Consider the following 17,001-nt stretch of genomic DNA (forward strand, 5'->3'; position numbering starts at 1 on the left):
GTCGCCCACCCGGCCACCACGAACCCCACGACCCTGGCCTCCAACCCCCACTTCCGCCTCCACCCGGCATCTCCCCGACACCTCTGCCCACACCCAACGCGCACCCGGCCTCCCGCGACGTCCTCCCGACACGTCTGGCCTCACCCGATGTCCCCTCGACACGTCTGGCCTCACCCGATGTCCCCTCGACACGTCCGGCCTCACCCGATGTCCCCTCGACACGTCCGGCCTCACCCGATGTCCCCTCGACGCAGACGAGTCGCCGCCGCCAGCAGCAGAGCTGTCGCCCACCCGGCCACCAGGAGCCCCACGGCCCAGGTCTCCAGGTGGGGTCCCGATGACGCGGCGTCGAGCGCGGCGAGCCGGCCGTCGCCGGTCAGCAGGCGTACCCCGGTACCGGGCAGGAACGCCCGCAAGGTGTCGGTGAACCTGCCGGGGTTCATGGCGAGGAACTGATCAAGCACGACCACCCCCACCACGGCGGTCACCAGCGCGCCCGCGGGGCGACGCAGCAGCGCCCCGAGTCCCAGACCCACCAACGCGATCGCCGTCTGGTACAGCACGAACCCGGCCAGCATCCGCACCGTCTCACCCTCGGCGAGATCCAGCGGAACCCCGAGGGCCTCACGTGGCCCCGACGTCACCGCGACCGACGCTACCAGCGCGGCAACAGCAGCGACCAGTGCCACCACCGCCGTCACCACCACCTGGGCGGCGAGCACCGGAAGCCTGCGCGGCACGGCCGCGAACGTCACGTACGCGAGCCGGGTACGGAACTCCTGCGATCCGGCCGTCACCCCCAGAGCGAGGAAACCCACCTGGGCCGGTACGTACCCCGCGACCGCCAGCGACGCAGCGCTCACCCCGCTGCCCGGCCGGGCGAACAGGCCCAGCCCGAAAGCCGTCCCCGCCGCCGCGGCCACACACCCCAGCACCGTCCACCACAGTGTCCGCACGCTGGTCGCCTTGTCGGCCTCCGAGGCGAGCACACGAAGGAAGGCCACGGAACTGTTCACGTCACATCCCGCAGACGCAGACGCACCACGGCCGCACCGAACGGGACAAGAGCCCAGGCGGCGAACACCAGCCCGCCACCGACAGCACCAAGGTCCGGCCCGCCGGCCACCGGAAGGGCGTCGGACGGCATCACCAACAGCCCGCCCGCACCCGAAGGCAGCAGCGTCATCACCGTGTTCGCCGCCCGCTCCTGCGGCGTGACCTCCCCCGCGAACGCGGCCCCGCCGGACTCGACAGCCAGCGTCAGCACCACGGGAAGCACCAGCGTCAGACAACAGACCACCACCAGCGCGGGAACCACACGACGCACCAGCGCCCCGACCGCGAACCCGAACAACGCCAGCCCCGTCAGGAACACCACCATCCCGGCCAGCTCCCACGGCACCGACCCCCCGCCCAGATCCACCGGCAGACCCCGCGACGACGCCGCCGGAAAGACCGCGAGAACAGCCGCGGCCACACACCCCACGGCCAGCGGCAACGCGAACCCGGCCACCGCGACCGCCTGAGCGGCCGGCACCAGCCAGCGCCTCGGCACAGCGACAAACGCCGAACGGAAACCACCCGTGCTGAACTCACCGGTCCCCACCAGAACACCGAGCACCAACGGCCCGAGCTGCGTCAGCACGAGCCCGGCCGTCAGATCACCCAACGGCTCATAGCCCGGATCCCCCGACGACGCCTCGGCCGACACATACGTCAGCGCCCCGGACACCACCACCGACACCAGCGCGGCCCACCACGTCGAACGCAGCCCCGTCAGCTTCCCCCACTCCCCAGCCACCACACCCGCGAACGTCACACCACGACCACGCCCGCTCACCGGACCCCTCCCCGCGCAGCACCGGACCGGAACTCCACCGAACCCGCCGTCAACCGCAGATAGGCATCCTCCAGCGACCCCTCGCCGAGCGCGGGATCACCCAGAGCCGCATCAGCGAGCAGCCGGCCCTTACCGATGACCACGACACGATCGGCACACAACGCCAACTCATGCACCAGATGCGAGGACAACAACACGGCACGGCCCTCGGCCGCCAACTCCCTGACAAGGTGACGCATCCACAACACACCATCCGGATCCAGACCGTTGACCGGCTCATCCAGAATCAACGTGCCCGGATCACCCAGCAGCGCACCAGCGATACCCAACCGCTGCCCCATACCCAGCGAAAACGTCCCCGCACGACGCCCGGCCACCGACTCCAGACCAGCCAGACCGATCACCTCCTGCACACGAGACCGCGGAATACCGTGCGTACGCGCCACCGCCATCAAATGCCGGAACGCCGTCCGCCCCGGATGGACCGAACGGGCATCGAGCATCGTCCCCACCGAACGCAACGGAGCACGCAGATCCGCGTAACGGACACCATCCACCATCGCCGTCCCCGACGCCGGCCGCTCCAACCCGACGATCAACCGCATCGTCGTCGACTTCCCAGCCCCATTCGGACCCAGAAACCCCGTCACCACCCCCGGCGGCGCCGTGAACGTCAGCCCGTCCACCACCACACGCCCCCCATAACACTTCGTCAACTCCCGTACCTGAATCACACGACCTCCCAGCCCCTCCGGAGCCCTGCACCCCGGAACCGACCACGACGGTACGAACCCGTACCCCGCCACCCCACCTCCCAACGAACGAACCCCACCACCCACCCACCTCCTCCCAAAGAACGACCCCCACCACCCCAACCACCCACACCACCCGGACCCCGAACCCCCGGCCACCGACCACCAGCCACCAGCCACCGGGACCCCCGGACCTACCACCAACCACCGCACCCCCAACCCACCAACCACCACCCCAACCAACCCACCCCAACCAACCACCACCACCGCACCAACCCACCACCACCCCAACCAACCGCACAACCACCCCAACCCCACGCCCGACCCCGGCCCCCGCCCCGACCCCGACCCCGACCCCGACCCCGACCCCGACCAAACAACCCCAACCAACCCACCACCGCCCAGCCAACCGCACACCACACCGGGCCCGGCCAGCCAAACAACCCCAACCAACACGCCACACAACGACCCTGCACACCACCACCCACCCAGCCATCCACCTCGGGACTGCTGCACGGATAGGTGACACCTGACCTGGCTTGCTGAGAGGCGGCCTGGAAGGATGTTGCAGTGCCCAAGCCGTATCCCGAGGAGTTCCGCGAGGACGTCGTGCGGGTCGCGCGCAACCGCGAGCCCGGCGTCACGCTGGAACAGATCGCCGCCGACTTCGGAGTCCACCCGGTCACGCTGTCGAAGTGGCTGCGCCGCGCCGAAACCGACGAGGGCGGCGCCAAGTCCGCAACGGCGTCGGGCGAGTCGGCCGAACTGCGCGAGGCCCGCAAGCACATCCGGCTCCTGGAGCAGGAGAACGAAGTACTGCGGAGGGCTGCGGCATATCTGTCGCAGGCGAACCTGCCGCCAAAATCATGTACCCGCTCGTCCGCTAGCTGGCCGCCGCCGATGCCCCTCACAGGGTGCCGGTGGCGGTGACGTGCCGGGTGCTCGGGCTGACCCGCCAACCGTATAACCGGTGGCTGGTCTCACCGGTCACCGACGCGGAACTGACCGAGGCCCACCGGGCCAACGCCCTGTTCGAGGCCCACCGCGACGGTCCCGAGTTCGGCCACCGCTTCCTCGTCGACGAGGCCCCGGCTGCTGCCCAGGTGATGGCCGAGCGGGCCGGATGGAGAATCTGCCGCGACAACCGCTGGTGGAGCGTGTTCGGCAAACGCAAAGGCCGCGGCAAGAACGCCAAGGCGGGCCCGCCCGTCCACGACGATCGGGTCCGGCGGAACTTCACCGCCCCGGCGACGAACCGGCTGTGGCTGACCGACATCACCGAACACGCCGCCGGCGAGGGCAAGCTCTACCTGTGCGCGGTCAAGGACGTGTACTCCGGCCGGATCGTGGGCTACTCCATCGACTCGAGGATGAAGTCCAGCCTCACGGTGTCCGCCCTGGAATCCGCCGTCGCCCGCCGCGGCCAGGTCGCCGGATGCATCGTCCACTCCGATCGCGGATCTCCATTCCGCGCAAGGAAGTACGTGGCCGTTCTCGCACGTCACAGCCTTGTCGGCTCGATGGACAGAGTCGGTCGGCAGGCGACAACGCGGCCATGGAGAGCTTCTTCGCGCTGCTGCAGAAGAACGTCCTCGACCGCCGGAGCTGGGCCAACCACCAGGAGTTGCGGATCGCGATCGTGGCCTGGATCGAACGCACCTACCACCGTCGGCGCAGGCAAAGACGTCTGGCCAGACTGACCCCCGTCGACTACGAACCCATCATGACCCCACCCGCAGCACTCGCTACGTAAATCCCAACTGTCACCCGATCACGCAGCAGTCCCAGCCCATCCGGGGAAGCCCCTGCAGTTTCCCCGATCACGGTCGACCCGAGAACAACAGCGGCGGGGCCCGCCGGGAGCTTCCGGCGGGCCCCGCCTGCGAGTGTTACTCAGACCGGGACGGCAGCGGTCACTGGCTCGGTCTCTGTCGCACCCCGGGCGGCGAGGTAGCGCTCGGCGTCCAAGGCCGCGGCCGCACCTGTGCCGACGGCGGTGATGGCTTGGCGGTAGGTGTGGTCGACGACGTCGCCGGCGGCGAACACCCCGGGCAGGCTGGTTAGCGTCGTCGGGGCGGCGACGGTGATGTAGCCCTCGGTGTCGAGGTCGAGCTGACCGGTGAACAGCTCGGTGCGGGGGTCGTGGCCGATGGCGATGAACAGACCCGTGACTTCCAGGTCGCGGGTGGCGCCGGTGAAGACGTCACGCAGAACGACGCCGCCGAGCATGCCGCCTGTTTCTTTGATCTCGGCGATCTCGCTGTCGAAGGCGAAGGCGATCTTGTCGTCGGCGAAGGCCCGGTCCTGCACAACCTTGGAGGCGCGCAGGGTGGAGCGGCGGTGGACTACGGTGACGGAGCGGGCGAAGCGGGTGAGGAAGGTAGCTTCCTCCATGGCGGTGTCGCCGCCGCCGACCACGACGATGTCGCGGTCGCGGAAGAAGAGCCCGTCGCAGGTCGCGCACCAGGACACACCCCGGCCGGACAGCTCGTCCTCGTTCGGCAGGCCGAGCTTGCGGTAGCCGGAGCCGGTCGCGATGATCACCGCCTTCGCGCGGTGCACCGTGCCCGAGGAGTCGGTGAGGAACTTGATGTCGCCGGTGAGGTCCACTTCGACAATGTCGTCGTCGATCATCTCAGCGCCGAACTTCTCGGCCTGAGCCCGCATGTTCTCCATCAGGACGGGGCCGTCGACGCCCTCGGGGAAGCCGGGGAAGTTCTCCACCTCGGTGGTGGTCGTCAGCGAGCCGCCGACGAAGATGGAGCTGCCGAACAGCAGGGGCCTGAGCTGGGCGCGGGCGGTGTAGAGGGCGGCGGTGCATCCGGCGGGGCCGGAGCCGATGATGACGACCTCGCGTATCTCGCTCACGCCGTCGCCTCCGGCTTCGCCGGGGCGATCTCGGCGATCAGGCCCTCGACGAGGGTCTTGATCTCGTCGCGGATGGGGCGAACGGCCTCGACGCCCTGGCCGGCCGGGTCCTCGGGCTTCCAGTCGAGGTAGCGCTTGCCGGGGAAGACGGGGCAGGTGTCGCCGCAGCCCATGGTGATGCAGACATCCGACTCGCGGACCGCGTCGATGGTGAGGATCTTCGGCGTCTCGGCGGAGATGTCGATGCCGACTTCGGCCATGGCCTCGACGGCGGCCGGGTTGACCTGGTCGCCAGGGTTGGAGCCGGCGGAGCGGACCTCGATGCGGTCGCCGGCCAGGTGGGTCAGCCAGGCGGCGGCCATCTGGGAGCGGCCGGCGTTGTGGACGCAGACGAACAGGACGGACGGCTTGTCGGCCATGGTGATTGTTCTTTCTCGTCGCAGGGCGGAACCCGGCCGCCAATGACTTCAGCCCCCGCTGGTATCAGCGAGCGATGATGTGACAGTATCAGCGCATGCTGACTTCAGTCGATCCTGATCTGATCCGGGCGCTGGGCGATCCGCTCCGCCTGAAGATCGTGAACCTGCTGGCGCGCGAGACGCTGTGCACGACGCACCTGGTCGAGGAGACCGGAGCCAAGCAGACCAACCTGTCCAACCACATGAAGGTGCTGCGCGAGGCCGGGATCGTGGAGACCGAGCCCTGCGGCCGCTTCACCTACTACAAGCTCAAACCCGAGGTCCTGGCTGGCCTTTCCGAGCAGTTCGCCGAGCTGGCCGCCTCCGCCCGCACCGCTTCCGAGAACAAGAGGGCCTGCCCGTGACCCCCACCGAGTCCACCGCCGCCCCCGCCGAAGGCGCCGGCCCGGCCAGGGACGACTCGATCGTCAAGAAGCTCTCCACCCTCGACCGCTATCTCGCGGTGTGGATCCTCATCGCCATGGTCGTCGGCCTCGGTCTGGGGCGCGCGATCCCCGGACTGAACGACGCGCTGGCGACGGTGGAGATCGGCGGGATCTCCCTGCCGATCGCGCTCGGCCTGCTGATCATGATGTACCCGGTCCTGGCCAAGGTCCACTACGACAAGCTGGACGCCGTCACCGGCGACCGCAGGCTGATGATCTCCTCGCTGGTCATCAACTGGATCCTCGGACCCGCGGTCATGTTCGCCCTGGCGTGGATTTTCCTGCCGGACCTGCCCGAGTACCGCACCGGACTGATCATCGTCGGCCTGGCCCGCTGCATCGCCATGGTCATCATCTGGAACGACCTCGCCCGCGGCGACCGCGAGGCTGCGGCCGTCCTCGTCGCCCTGAACTCCGTGTTCCAGGTGATCGCGTTCGGCCTGCTGGGCTGGTTCTACCTCGACCTGCTGCCCGGCTGGCTGGGCCTGGGCGATGGCGAGCACCTGGACATCTCCATGTGGGAGATCGCGCTGAACGTGGTCATCTTCCTCGGCGTCCCGCTGCTGGCCGGCTTCCTGACTCGCCGGGTCGGGGAGGCGAAGATGGGCCGTGAAGACTACGAGCAGCGCTTCCTGCCGAAGATCGGACCATGGGCCCTGTATGGGCTGCTGTTCACGATCGTCATCCTCTTCGCCCTGCAGGGGAAGACGATCACCTCGCAGCCGCTGGACGTTGCCCGGATCGCGCTGCCGCTGCTGGTGTACTTCGCGGTCATGTTCTTCGGCACCTTCCTCCTCGGCAAGGGCCTGGGCCTGGCCTACGACCGCACCACGACCCTGGCGTTCACGGCGGCGGGCAACAACTTCGAGCTGGCCATCGCGGTCGCCATCGCCACCTTCGGCGTCACTTCCGGCCAGGCGCTGTCCGGTGTCGTCGGCCCGCTCATCGAAGTCCCGGTGCTGATCGGACTGGTCTACGTCGCGCTCGCCTGGCGAAGGAAGTTCGCCCCCGGCGCGGTGACGACGGCCCCGTGACACAGCGCACGGATGTGGTGGTGGTCGGCGGCGGCCAGGCAGGACTCGCCGCCGGCTACCACCTGCGCCGGCGCGGCCTCGACTTCGTGATCCTGGACTCCGATGCGGCGCCGGGCGGGTCCTGGCAGCACATGTGGGACTCCCTGCACCTGTTCTCCCCGGCGGATCACTCCTCGCTGCCCGGCCGGCTCATGCCCGCCCAGGCGGGCGAGACCTACCCGGACGCCGGGCATGTCGTCGAGTACCTCACTGACTACGAGAAGCGCTACAACCTGCCCGTCCAACACGGAGCCCGCGTGGGTGCCGTGCACCGCGACGGCGAGAGGCTCCTGCTCGAGGCCGACTCGGGCACCTGGCGGGCCCGCGCGGTCATCAGCGCCACCGGCACCTGGTCGCGGCCCTTCCTCCCCGCTGTCCACGGCCGCGGCCTCTTCACAGGACGCCAGTTCCACACGGTGAACTACCGCTCCCCAGCCGACTTCGCCGGCCAGCGCGTGATCGTGGTCGGGGGCGGGAACTCCGGGGCTCAGCTTACCGCCGACCTCGCCCTGGACGGCAGTGTCCACGTGACGTGGGTGACCCAGCGCCCACCGCGCTTCCTGCCCGACGACATCGACGGCCGCGCCCTCTTCGATGTCGCCACCGCCCGCCGCCGCGCCCTCGACGCCGGCCTCGCCGACACCGGCGGCCTCGCCTCGCTCGGCGACATCGTCGCCGTCCCACCCGTGCGCGCCGCCCGCGGCGCCGGACTCCTCACCGCGAAACCGATGTTCTCCCGGCTCACCGCCAGTGGTGTCCGGTGGGACGACGGCAGCCACACCGGCGCGGACGCGATCGTCTGGTGCACCGGCTTCCGCCCGGCACTGTCCCATCTCGCTCCGCTGAACCTACGCGGACCGCGCGGACACATCCCCACCGACGGCACCCGCGCTCTGGGCGAACCGCGGCTGCACCTGCTCGGCTACGGCGACTGGACCGGCCCGGCCTCCGCCACCCTCATCGGCGTCGGACGGCCGGCCCATGATGCCGCACGCGAGATCGCACAGCTGAACTGAGAGTCAGGTGATGGCGGGGCTGCGGCGCTCGAGAAGGACGACGTCGCGCCAGACACCGTGATGGCGCCCGACTCGCTTCCGCGTGCCGATGACCCGGAAGCCCGCCCGCTTATGAACGGCCAGGCTGGCGGCGTTCTCGGGGAAGATCCCGGACTGGATGGTCCAGATCCCGGCCTGCTCGGTGGAGTCGATCAGCGCCTTGAGCAGGATGGAGGCGATGCCGCGGCCGCGGGCTGCGGAGCGGACGTAGACGGAGTGCTCGACCACGCCCTGGTACGCGCACCGGTCGGAGACTCGGCTCGCCGCAACCCACCCCAGCACCGTCCCGTTCTCATCGAGAGCGGAAAAACGATGCTCGGGCAGCTTCGCCGCATCGAACGCCTCCCACGTCGGGGCGACGGTCTCGAAGGTCGCGTTCCCCTCGTCGATCCCAGCCTGGTAGACCGCCAGCACCTGCTCGGCATGCTCCGCCGCCAGCGGCACCACCACCGCACTCAACGCCGCGCTCACCGCTTCCCCCTCATTCCGTCCGGTCGTCAGGCCGCGGCCGGCATGGCCAGGAGCTTGCCCATCGCGGCGAGCACCGACGGCTCGACCCGGTAGTACACCCAGGTGCCGCGCCGCTCGGAGGTGAGCAGCCCGGCCTCCTTGAGCTTCTTCAGGTGGTGGGACACCGTGGGCTGGGAAACACCGACGTCGGAGATGTCGCACACGCACGCCTCCCCGCCCTCGTGCGAGGCCACCGCGGAGAACAGCCGCAGACGCACCGGGTCGCCGAGCGCCTTGAACATCCGCGCCGCGGTCTCGGCCTCCTCGGCAGTCATCGGGCGCTCGGTCAGCGGCGGGCAGCACGGCGCCACACCCTGACCATCGGCGGGCTCGATCAGCGGCAGCACCTTCGCATTCGACATACGTCTATGTTGACACACGTCGAACCAGAGCGGGGAGGTCCGTCACCGGCGCGCGAGATGGGCAACCAGGCGCCGGGCGATCCGCTCCGCGTCCCGGCCCACCCCGCGCAACGAGTTCGACGACAGGCTGCGCTGCCACTCCAGCCCGACGTACGCCAGACCCGGCACACCGGCGGCGAGACCCTCGCGGTGCCGCGGCTTCCCCTCGGCGTCCATGGCGCCGCCGAGGCCGGCGAGGTAGGGCAGGTCGGGTCGGTAGCCAGTGGCGAGCACAACTGCGTCGACCTCCTCCCGCCGCCCGTCCGGCCAGACGAGCTTGGTCCCGTCGGCGCCGGTGAACAGCGGCCGCCGCTCGGGTCGTCCAGCAGCCAGGGCGGCCCGGTAGCGGCCGTCGTCGAGGACCGGTTGCGCCGGCGGCCGCGAAAGGAACCGGCCGAGGGGTGCGGTGTCCAGGCCGGTGCGGACTGTCCAGAAGTGCAGGTCGCGCCCGAGGATGCGCTGGGCTGCGAACTTCACCGGCCCGCGGGTGGCGAGCGTGACGCGGGCAGTGGTGGCGAGCTCGGCGGCGATCTGCACCGCGGAGTTCCCGGCCCCGACCACCACCAGCCGGCCGCCCGTGAAGGGGGCCGGGCTGCGGTAGTCGGCGGCGTGCAGAACCTGCCCGGTGAACTCCACCAGGCCCGGCAGCTCCGGCCGGTGCGGTCGGCCGAACGTCCCGGAAGCCGCGACGACGGCCCGCGCCCCGAGCCGGCCGCCGCCTTCGAGGACCACTTCGAATGCAGACCCGTCTCGTCGCACGGAGGTGACGCGCTCACCGGTGCGGATATCGGCATCCAGGCGGTCGGCGTAGGCGGTGAGGTAGGCGGCGACCTCATCACGATGCGGGTATCGGCCGCTGTCGGCACGGGGGAACGGCATCCCGGGCAGGGAGCTGTACCGGGCGGGTGAGAACAGCGTGAGGCTGTCGTAGTAGCGCGGCCACGAACCGGCCGTACGGTCGGACGCCTCCAGCACCACCGGCCGCAGCCCGCGGCGCAGCAACGCGTGGGCGGCGGCGAGTCCGGACTGGCCGCCGCCGATGACGGCGACGTCGATGTGCTCCATGAACAACCCCACACGGCTTCGATGAATGTCTATGTTGACGCTCATCAATACAGGTGCCATGCTGGGCCGCGCAAGCCATCGACAGATGTCGAACCACGCAAGGAGTCGCCGTGAACGCGCCCGCCACCACCGAGCCGCCCGTCGTCGTGATCGGAGCCGGACCCGCCGGTCTGGCCGCCGCCGCCCACCTGCTTGACCAGGGCATCGAGCCCTTGGTCCTGGAAGCCGGTCAGAAGGCCGGCGCAGCGGTGCGCGAGTGGACGCACGTGCGCCTGTTCTCCACCTGGGGCGAGGTCGTAGACCCGGCCGCCGAGAAGCTCCTCGCTCCCACCGGCTGGACGCGGCCCGACCCGGCCACCTACCCCTCCGGCGGCGACTGGGCCGAGCAGTACCTGCAGCCGCTCGCCGACGTCCTCGGCGACCGTGTACGCCTCGGAGCGGCGGTCACCGGCGTCTCGCGCACCGGCCGGGATCGCATCGTCGACGCCGGCCGTGAGCAGCAGCCGTTCGTCGTGCACTTCACTCGCGCCGACGGCCGTGAGGAGCGCGTCTTCGCGCGCTCCGTCATCGACGCCTCCGGCACCTGGGCCACCCCGTCCCCCGCCGGCGGCAGCGGACTGCCCGCGCTCGGCGAGAGGGCCGCCGCGAACCGGATCACCTACCGTGTCCCGGACCTGAAGGACCCCGCCGTCCGCACCCGGTACGCGGGCAAGCGCACCGCCGTCATCGGCTCCGGCGCCTCCGCCTTCACCACCCTCGCCTACCTCGCCGACCTCGCCAAGTCCAAGAACGGCGCGGGAACGAAGGGCGTATGGATCCTGCGCCGCGGCATCTCCGGCTCCACCTTCGGCGGCGGCGAAGCCGACCAGCTCCCCGCCCGTGGCGCCCTGGGCCTGGCAGCGAAGGCTGCTGTCGACGAGGGCCACGCGGACGCGGTCACCGGCTTCCGCACCGAGGCGATCGAGCGCGACACCGACGACCGCCTCGTCCTGGTCGGCGAGGACGGACGCCGCCTGGACGCGGTCGACGAAGTGATCGTGCTGACCGGCTTCCGCCCCGACCTGTCCTTCCTCGACGAGCTGCGCCTGGGCCTCGACGAGCGCCTCCAGGCCCCCGTCGAGCTCGCGCCGCTGATCGACCCCAACCAGCACTCCTGCGGCACCGTCTACCCCCACGGCCACCGCGAGCTCTCCCACCCCGAACCGGGCGTGTACCTGGTCGGGATGAAGTCCTACGGCCGCGCACCGACGTTCCTGGCGATGACCGGCTACGAGCAGGTCCGCTCCGTAGCCGCCGCGATCGCCGGCGACCTCGCCTCCGCCGGCCGCGTGGAACTCACCCTGCCCGAGACCGGAGTCTGCGGCGGCGCCGGACTGTTCGACGCCCCCGACGCCGCTGAGGCCGACGGCGGCGGCTGCTGCGCGCCCGTGCCGCAGCTCGTCCAGCTCAGTGCTCCCGCCGCGGCCGGGGCGTCCGCCGAGCAGAGCCCGGCGGGCGGTTGCTGCGGCTCGTGACCAGCCTGGGCACCCCCACACGCGGGGCCGCGACCGGAACAAGGAGACCGGTCGCGGCCCCGCACCGCCCTGCCCGCCCTCTGCGCCACGCAGATCGTGAGCTGGGGCATCATCTACTAACGAGCTGGTGCGTGATTGCGGTTGGGGAGGGGGTCGCGCCAGGGTGGGATGATCCAGTCCGTGGTGATCACGGTCGACCGGAACGTTCTCGCGCATCAGCTGTTCACCGGTGTCTTCCGGCAGCATCTGGCTTGCCTGGTCGAGGAGTTGGCTGGCCCGTGGCAGGCCATGATCGAGGGGCGTCGTCACGAGGCTCGCGGCGGGGCCAGGAAACGTGAGGCGGGGGCCGGTGCCCGGCATCGGCTGGTGTTCGTCGACCGGCTGGTCGTCACGCTGATTCACCTGCGGCACGATCTCCCGCACTCCGTCCTGGCTCTGTTGGCCGGTGTCGACCGTTCCACCGTTACCCGCGCGATCGGAGAGATGCGCGGGCTCCTGGCCGAACGCGGATGCGCAGTCCCTGACCGTCCTGGCCTGCGGCTTCGGACCCTGGCGGATGTGTTCGCCTACGCCCAGGCCGAAGGCATCGAGCTGCGGCTGGATGCCACCGAGATCCAGGTCCGCCGGCCCGCAGCCGGCCGCGGCGGACGCCGGGCGTTCGTCTCGGGCAAGAAGAAGCAGAACACGATGAAGGCCACTATCGTCGCCGACCATCAGGGCCGCACTCTCTGGACCGACGCCCTGCGGCCAGGCCGGATGCCCGATGCGACCGCCCCACGCAACGAAGGTATCGGAATCTGTTTCCAGCACTTCCCGGACGTGGAAGTGCTTCTGGACGACGGCTACCTCGGTCTCCGGCGTGACCACCCCGGCCAGGCGATCACACCGCCCAGAAAGCCAAACAAGATCGCTTTGCCGCACGTGCACGCCGCCAGAGACGAGGCCCGGCACCGACACTCATCGAAGCGCATCACTGTCGAGCACGCGCTTGCCGACCACAAGCGCTGGAAGCAGCTGTCCCGCTGGATGCACCGGCGAGAGGCCCTGCCCGACACCTACCGGGCCATCGCCGGCCTCGTCTCCGACCGAACCGCCAACGCGTAACCACGACCCTGATCAGGCAAACACGCCTCAACCGCAATCACGCACCAGCTCGTTAGCGGCGCTTACCCAGCCCGGGGAGACCTCCCGAGACGACCCTGGGCCGCGGCGTGGTGCCCTCAGACCGCTTGATGGCAGCGAGGTTCTCGCCCACCCGCTCGGGCAAGGCCAGTGGCGGACTTGCCGCTGGCCGAGGCCGAGCGATCGCAGTCCGCTCGGACCGGGGCCTGGGGACCACCGGCGCCGCAGCATGTGGATGTGGTCCCTGGAGAAGCCGGTGATGTGCTGGATCTTCTTGTAGGAGACACTGGCCCTCAGCGCCTCACGCACGGCCTTCTCGAGGTTCTCCTCGGCGGCGGGTACGTCGGCGCCGCTCGCGCACTGGACACGGCGAGCGGCGATGTAGAGGCGGTCTATCGCCTCGTGTACTGGGGATGGCAACTGCGCCGAAGCACGATAGTTGTCACCATCGGCAACCGCTGGCCTGCGGCTTCGGTAGGACAAAGCATCGTGGCTGTCACCCATGCGGCACGCTACCTGTCACCAGCAGCAAGTGAAGCAGGGGCGATGTCACCGCGTTCGGCTTCTGGTGGGCAGAGTTCCAAGCAGCGGCCCTCGGCGATCACGGGCCATATTTCACGCGCCCCACGCGAACCCCGTCTCCTAAGATGACCTGGTACGACTGCTGGGGGGCGGGAATGCTTGAGGACATCGAGGACGGGGCAGCGACGCGGCTCGCGGGAGGCGCGCCGCTTCAGAGCACGCTTGATGTCGCCGACCCCGCTGACTGGCTCGCGCTGGACGCAGGAGTGCGTGAAGTGGCCTGGTATCGTCCGCAATTCCTGCCGGAGTGGGAACAATCCACCCCACTGCCCGCCGAACTGACTCAGCTCGGCGAGTCTCGGCTCGCACTCGCCCTCTGCCACCGCAACGGGCGGATCCGTCAGGAGGCGGTGCGCCAGTCGGTCCGATACCCCGGCCTGCTGCCGTTGATCGTGATCCGCTGCGCCGATTGGGCCGGCCCAGTGCGCGAACACGCCCGGCAACTGCTGCGCGAGGCCCTGCACGTGGACTCTGCCCTCGACCTCGCGCCACTCATCCTCCGCGTCGGCCGCCGCGACAGAGGGGCCTTCGGCGTCGATGTGCTCGGCCAGATCCTGCGCCAGGCATCCCACGAGCAGCTCGCTGCTCTCTTCGCTGACCCCGACCGCACCGTCCGGCGGTTCGCGTACCGGCTGGCCGTCGAGAGCGGACTGCTCCGTTCCGCTGAACTGGCCCGTGCGGCCGCCCAGGACGAGGACACCGTGGTCCAGGACCTGTGTACTACAGCGGCGCTCACGGTTCTTGGGGATGAGGAGGCCTACGAGGATGTACTGCCTCCACTGCTGTCCGCACGCAACCCGCGTACCCGTTCGGCCGGCGTCACCGCGCTGCGGCGGGCGGGGCGGTCAGAGCAGGCGGAGCCGTTTCTCAGCGACCGGTCCGCGCTCGTGCGTGCTTGCGCACGGTATGTCGTACGACAGCAGGGAGGTGATCCGGCCGCCTGGTACCGGGAGCGGTGCACGGCACCGGGCGACCCCGAATTGCCGCCCGGTGCGGTCATCGGGCTGGCCGAGTGCGGGAACCGCGCGGACGCAGGGCTGCTGCGGCCGATGCTCGCGCACCCGGCAGCCGGGGTGCGGGCGCGAGCGGTGGCAGGGCTGCGAGTACTGGACTGCGTGGATGTGAAGCGGCTGTGGCCGCTCCTCGACGACCCTGCCGCCGGGGTCGTCCGCGAGACCGTCGCCGCCCTGCTGCCCTCGGCCAAGGAATTGCCCGCCGGCTGGCTGTTGGAACGCACCAGTCCCGAGCAGCCGCGACACGTCCGCGTCGGCGCATTCCGGCTGCTCGACGCGCGCGGCGGCATCGCGGCGCTACGGGCGGCAGTCGGCCTGTTTGAGGACCCGGATATGAAGCTGCGCACGTGGGCCGGACAATCAGTGCAGCGCTGGCATCCGTTGCCGGACGGGCGGCGCGGCGACGCGGAGGTGGGCGAACTGCTCGACCGGGGCCGACACCTCTTCAGCGATTACGTGCTGCGCCGACGCAAGTGGGAAGCCGGGCTGGACAACTGAGACTGCGCAGCGGTCCAGAACTCCACTCGGGCACTTACCGTTCGGTGGCCCTGGTGACAGCACGCCCGCCTTGGTGACAACCATCGTGCTTCGGCTCAGCAACGAAGCGCCCCCTCTTCCCGATCGGTGAACCGTGCTCCCCCACGGGCTCCATAGCCCGACACAGCGGAATCCGATCAACAGATCAGAGTACCCTCCGTCACCGACAAAGCCGGGCGAAGTATGACTCGACAGCTACGCAGGGCTACGCCGCAGTGAGCACACCACAGCTCCCGGGCCGCCTGGAGCTGGTGCCGGCGTTTCAGAACGCCACGTCCAGGTAGTCGATATTGGTCAGGCTCACCTCCAGGTTGCCGGCCCGGCTGCCGCCGTCCTTGAAGTACACCTCTTGCAGCCCCTGGGCGACGATGGCGCGCAGCTGGTCCTCGGTCGCGCCTTGGTCGCGGGCGTTGAACAGTGCCTGCGCGTATTCGGCAGGGAGGTGGACTGTGAGGCGGCGGAAGCGGCCGTCGTCGGTAGATCCGGCGGGCGCGGTGTAGCCGAAGCGGGCGCGGGTCTCGATTGTGATCCCGGTCGCGGCGGCGGCCTGCCGCCGGCGCCCGCCGCGTAGGCGGGGCTGCCACCGCCGCCGTACTGCGTCATCGATCTTCGCGGCGACGTCGGCGCGGGCGTGCTTACGGGCGCCGCGCCGGTAGCGGTTCACGGAGTCTGCGGTGACACCGATCTCCCGGGCGACAGCCTTCGCGCTGCCCAACTGCCTCAGCAGGTAGCGGATCTGGCCCTTGAGGGTCTTCGGCGGCTGCCGGGTGAACGCTTCCCGGTCGGCCCGCTCAATGGCTTCCTCGATCTCTCCCACAGGGTCAGCCCTTCTTCAACGGTGGGGGTCCTGGCCGTCAAGGGCGGCCACCAGATCTCGTGCGTCTCGTGCAGCCACCCGTCGAAGCGGCGCGAGGTGGGCGGGCTCGCGGCGAGAACCGCGGGGCTCCTTGCGTGCCTGAAAGTGGTCCAGCGTCCGCGTCGTTTCGTTCGGCCTCCAGCGACGACGGCCGCGAGGTCGCTGCGGGTGCGGGTGGCCGTGGGTCTACTCGCCTTCGTCCAGGACGGCGTCGTGGCCGTCGCCCTTGATGTGACGGGCTGGGTTCAACCCCTTTTCCATCAAATCGACTGCCCACAGGAGTTCCTGTACTCCCTCCGTCTTCGCCAGGCCCGGCGTGGAGCCGAGGCGGAAGGCGCCCGGCTGGGGCCTTCCGGAGGCCGCGTAGGGGAGGAAGTCGAGCGGCGAGCCGCCCGGTGCGGGGTAGACGACACAGTCGGAGAGCACGGCGAGCGGGTACAGGCCCGTCATCGTCACCATGTTGCGCAGCTTGCGGTGCATGTTGACCCGGGCCTTGGAGATAACAGCGGCTCGGATGTCGGGGCGCCAGGTCGGCCGCGTCAGGGCCGGCCACGGCTCGCCCTCCTTGTAGTGCTTACCCTGCGGGCGCTCGCGCAGCTTTCCGACACCGCCCTTCACCGTGGCCTTGATCGCGGACAGCACGGCGGCCAGGACCGGGTCGACCTGCTTGGGCCGCTCCATCGCCGCCAGGAACTCCGCGTCGGAGAGGTCCTTGGTGACGCCGAGGTCGGCGAGGGTGTCGACGTAGGCGGTCTTGAGGCGGTCGTGCCACGGATCAAGGTACGCGCCCTTCTCGCGGCGCAGGTACGCCTCGATCGGGTGGACGTCGTAGGCTCGCCGGTCGCGGTGGTGCAGAACAGGACGAGTTCCCGGAGGTTGTCCGCCGCGTCCACCGCACGGACCACCGCA

The 17,001-nt window shown here is 70.1% G+C and carries 15 protein-coding genes and 2 pseudogenes; 7 read left to right on the forward strand and 10 right to left on the reverse strand.

The features are described 5' to 3' along the window. Window positions 1-230: 230 nt before the first annotated feature. From Sdia_RS29230 to Sdia_RS29240, 3 genes are read right to left on the reverse strand one after another with little or no spacing between them, the layout of a single operon-like run. Complete coding sequence (locus Sdia_RS29230) at window positions 231-1,016, reverse strand: hypothetical protein (protein WP_164379946.1); 786 nt, start codon at window positions 1,014-1,016, stop codon at window positions 231-233. Beyond that, window positions 1,013-1,819 carry a hypothetical protein gene (locus tag Sdia_RS29235; protein ID WP_223123509.1) on the reverse strand — a complete coding sequence of 269 codons (807 nt, stop codon included), beginning with the start codon at window positions 1,817-1,819 and terminating at the stop codon, window positions 1,013-1,015. The genes Sdia_RS29230 and Sdia_RS29235 overlap by 4 nt, the downstream gene beginning before the upstream one ends. Before the next feature lie 17 nt (window positions 1,820-1,836). Next, complete coding sequence (locus Sdia_RS29240) at window positions 1,837-2,574, reverse strand: ABC transporter ATP-binding protein (RefSeq protein WP_100458315.1); 738 nt, start codon at window positions 2,572-2,574, stop codon at window positions 1,837-1,839. A 588-nt stretch (window positions 2,575-3,162) separates the two neighbouring features. Here Sdia_RS29240 and Sdia_RS29245 point away from each other — a divergent pair. After that, a pseudogene (locus tag Sdia_RS29245) lies at window positions 3,163-4,345 on the forward strand (IS3 family transposase). Window positions 4,346-4,485: 140 nt separating this feature from the next. Here Sdia_RS29245 and trxB read toward each other — a convergent pair. Together trxB and Sdia_RS29255 are read right to left on the reverse strand one after the other, a co-directional pair. Next, complete coding sequence (trxB, locus tag Sdia_RS29250; RefSeq protein ID WP_189500696.1) at window positions 4,486-5,460, reverse strand: thioredoxin-disulfide reductase; 975 nt, start codon at window positions 5,458-5,460, stop codon at window positions 4,486-4,488. After that, window positions 5,457-5,879, reverse strand: a complete 423-nt coding sequence (locus tag Sdia_RS29255; RefSeq protein WP_115069579.1) for an arsenate reductase ArsC — start codon at window positions 5,877-5,879, stop codon at window positions 5,457-5,459. Before Sdia_RS29255 ends, trxB begins: the two co-directional genes overlap by 4 nt. A 95-nt stretch (window positions 5,880-5,974) precedes the next feature. Between Sdia_RS29255 and Sdia_RS29260 the strand changes: the two genes are divergently transcribed. Genes Sdia_RS29260 through Sdia_RS29270 form a run of 3 tightly spaced genes read left to right on the forward strand, consistent with a single transcriptional unit; the run spans window position 5,975 to window position 8,453 of the window. Then, entirely contained in the window at window positions 5,975-6,283 is a 309-nt protein-coding gene (locus Sdia_RS29260) for an ArsR/SmtB family transcription factor (RefSeq protein WP_100458312.1), read from the forward strand. After that, a complete protein-coding gene (gene arsB, locus Sdia_RS29265; RefSeq protein WP_189500698.1) occupies window positions 6,280-7,398 on the forward strand; it encodes an ACR3 family arsenite efflux transporter in 1,119 nt (372 codons plus the stop codon). Before Sdia_RS29260 ends, arsB begins: the two co-directional genes overlap by 4 nt. Next, window positions 7,395-8,453: an ArsO family NAD(P)H-dependent flavin-containing monooxygenase gene (locus Sdia_RS29270; protein WP_100458310.1), complete on the forward strand. Its 1,059-nt coding sequence runs from the start codon at window positions 7,395-7,397 to the stop codon at window positions 8,451-8,453. Before arsB ends, Sdia_RS29270 begins: the two co-directional genes overlap by 4 nt. Window positions 8,454-8,456: 3 nt before the next feature. On the opposite strand, the gene Sdia_RS29275 is transcribed toward Sdia_RS29270, so the two are convergent. Genes Sdia_RS29275 through Sdia_RS29285 form a run of 3 tightly spaced genes read right to left on the reverse strand, consistent with a single transcriptional unit; the run spans window position 8,457 to window position 10,468 of the window. Then, window positions 8,457-8,963 (reverse strand): GNAT family N-acetyltransferase, encoded by a 507-nt coding sequence (locus tag Sdia_RS29275; protein WP_100458309.1) that lies wholly within the window; start codon window positions 8,961-8,963, stop codon window positions 8,457-8,459. Between the two features lie 26 nt (window positions 8,964-8,989). After that, on the reverse strand, window positions 8,990-9,364 hold the full coding sequence (locus Sdia_RS29280) for an ArsR/SmtB family transcription factor (RefSeq protein ID WP_100458308.1): 375 nt from the start codon (window positions 9,362-9,364) through the stop codon (window positions 8,990-8,992). Between the two features lie 42 nt (window positions 9,365-9,406). Then, window positions 9,407-10,468 carry a flavin-containing monooxygenase gene (locus Sdia_RS29285; RefSeq protein WP_115068264.1) on the reverse strand — a complete coding sequence of 354 codons (1,062 nt, stop codon included), beginning with the start codon at window positions 10,466-10,468 and terminating at the stop codon, window positions 9,407-9,409. Between the two features lie 110 nt (window positions 10,469-10,578). On the opposite strand from Sdia_RS29285, the gene Sdia_RS29290 reads away from it, so the two are divergent. The 3 genes from Sdia_RS29290 (at window position 10,579) to Sdia_RS29300 (ending at window position 15,197) form a co-directional block, all read left to right on the forward strand. Next, on the forward strand, window positions 10,579-11,982 hold the full coding sequence (locus Sdia_RS29290) for an NAD(P)-binding domain-containing protein (protein WP_189500700.1): 1,404 nt from the start codon (window positions 10,579-10,581) through the stop codon (window positions 11,980-11,982). A 168-nt stretch (window positions 11,983-12,150) separates the two neighbouring features. Beyond that, window positions 12,151-13,086 (forward strand): transposase family protein, encoded by a 936-nt coding sequence (locus Sdia_RS29295; RefSeq protein WP_189500701.1) that lies wholly within the window; start codon window positions 12,151-12,153, stop codon window positions 13,084-13,086. Between the two features lie 695 nt (window positions 13,087-13,781). Further along, entirely contained in the window at window positions 13,782-15,197 is a 1,416-nt protein-coding gene (locus Sdia_RS29300; protein ID WP_229831646.1) for a HEAT repeat domain-containing protein, read from the forward strand. 301 nt (window positions 15,198-15,498) lie between these two features. On the opposite strand, the gene tpg is transcribed toward Sdia_RS29300, so the two are convergent. Next, entirely contained in the window at window positions 15,499-16,053 is a 555-nt protein-coding gene (gene tpg, locus Sdia_RS29305; RefSeq protein WP_100458404.1) for a telomere-protecting terminal protein Tpg, read from the reverse strand. 225 nt (window positions 16,054-16,278) lie between these two features. Beyond that, window positions 16,279-16,968: pseudogene (locus Sdia_RS29310) on the reverse strand (telomere-associated protein Tap); the annotation flags it as partial. Between the last annotated feature and the right edge of the window lie 33 nt (window positions 16,969-17,001).

It is taken from the genome of Streptomyces diastaticus subsp. diastaticus, assembly GCF_011170125.1.
In the GTDB taxonomy this organism is placed as follows: Bacteria; Actinomycetota; Actinomycetes; order Streptomycetales; family Streptomycetaceae; genus Streptomyces; species Streptomyces diastaticus.

What these genes read in the sequence shown, in the direction of transcription:
- Sdia_RS29285 (WP_115068264.1), bottom strand. Translation starts at nt 10,468, where the DNA reads ATGGAGCACATCGACGTCGCCGTCATCGGCGGCGGCCAGTCCGGACTC.
- Sdia_RS29260 (WP_100458312.1), top strand. Translation starts at nt 5,975, where the DNA reads ATGCTGACTTCAGTCGATCCTGATCTGATCCGGGCGCTGGGCGATCCG.
- Sdia_RS29295 (WP_189500701.1), top strand. Translation starts at nt 12,151, where the DNA reads ATGATCCAGTCCGTGGTGATCACGGTCGACCGGAACGTTCTCGCGCAT.
- Sdia_RS29255 (WP_115069579.1), bottom strand. Translation starts at nt 5,879, where the DNA reads ATGGCCGACAAGCCGTCCGTCCTGTTCGTCTGCGTCCACAACGCCGGC.
- Sdia_RS29300 (WP_229831646.1), top strand. Translation starts at nt 13,782, where the DNA reads ATGCTTGAGGACATCGAGGACGGGGCAGCGACGCGGCTCGCGGGAGGC.
- Sdia_RS29280 (WP_100458308.1), bottom strand. Translation starts at nt 9,364, where the DNA reads ATGTCGAATGCGAAGGTGCTGCCGCTGATCGAGCCCGCCGATGGTCAG.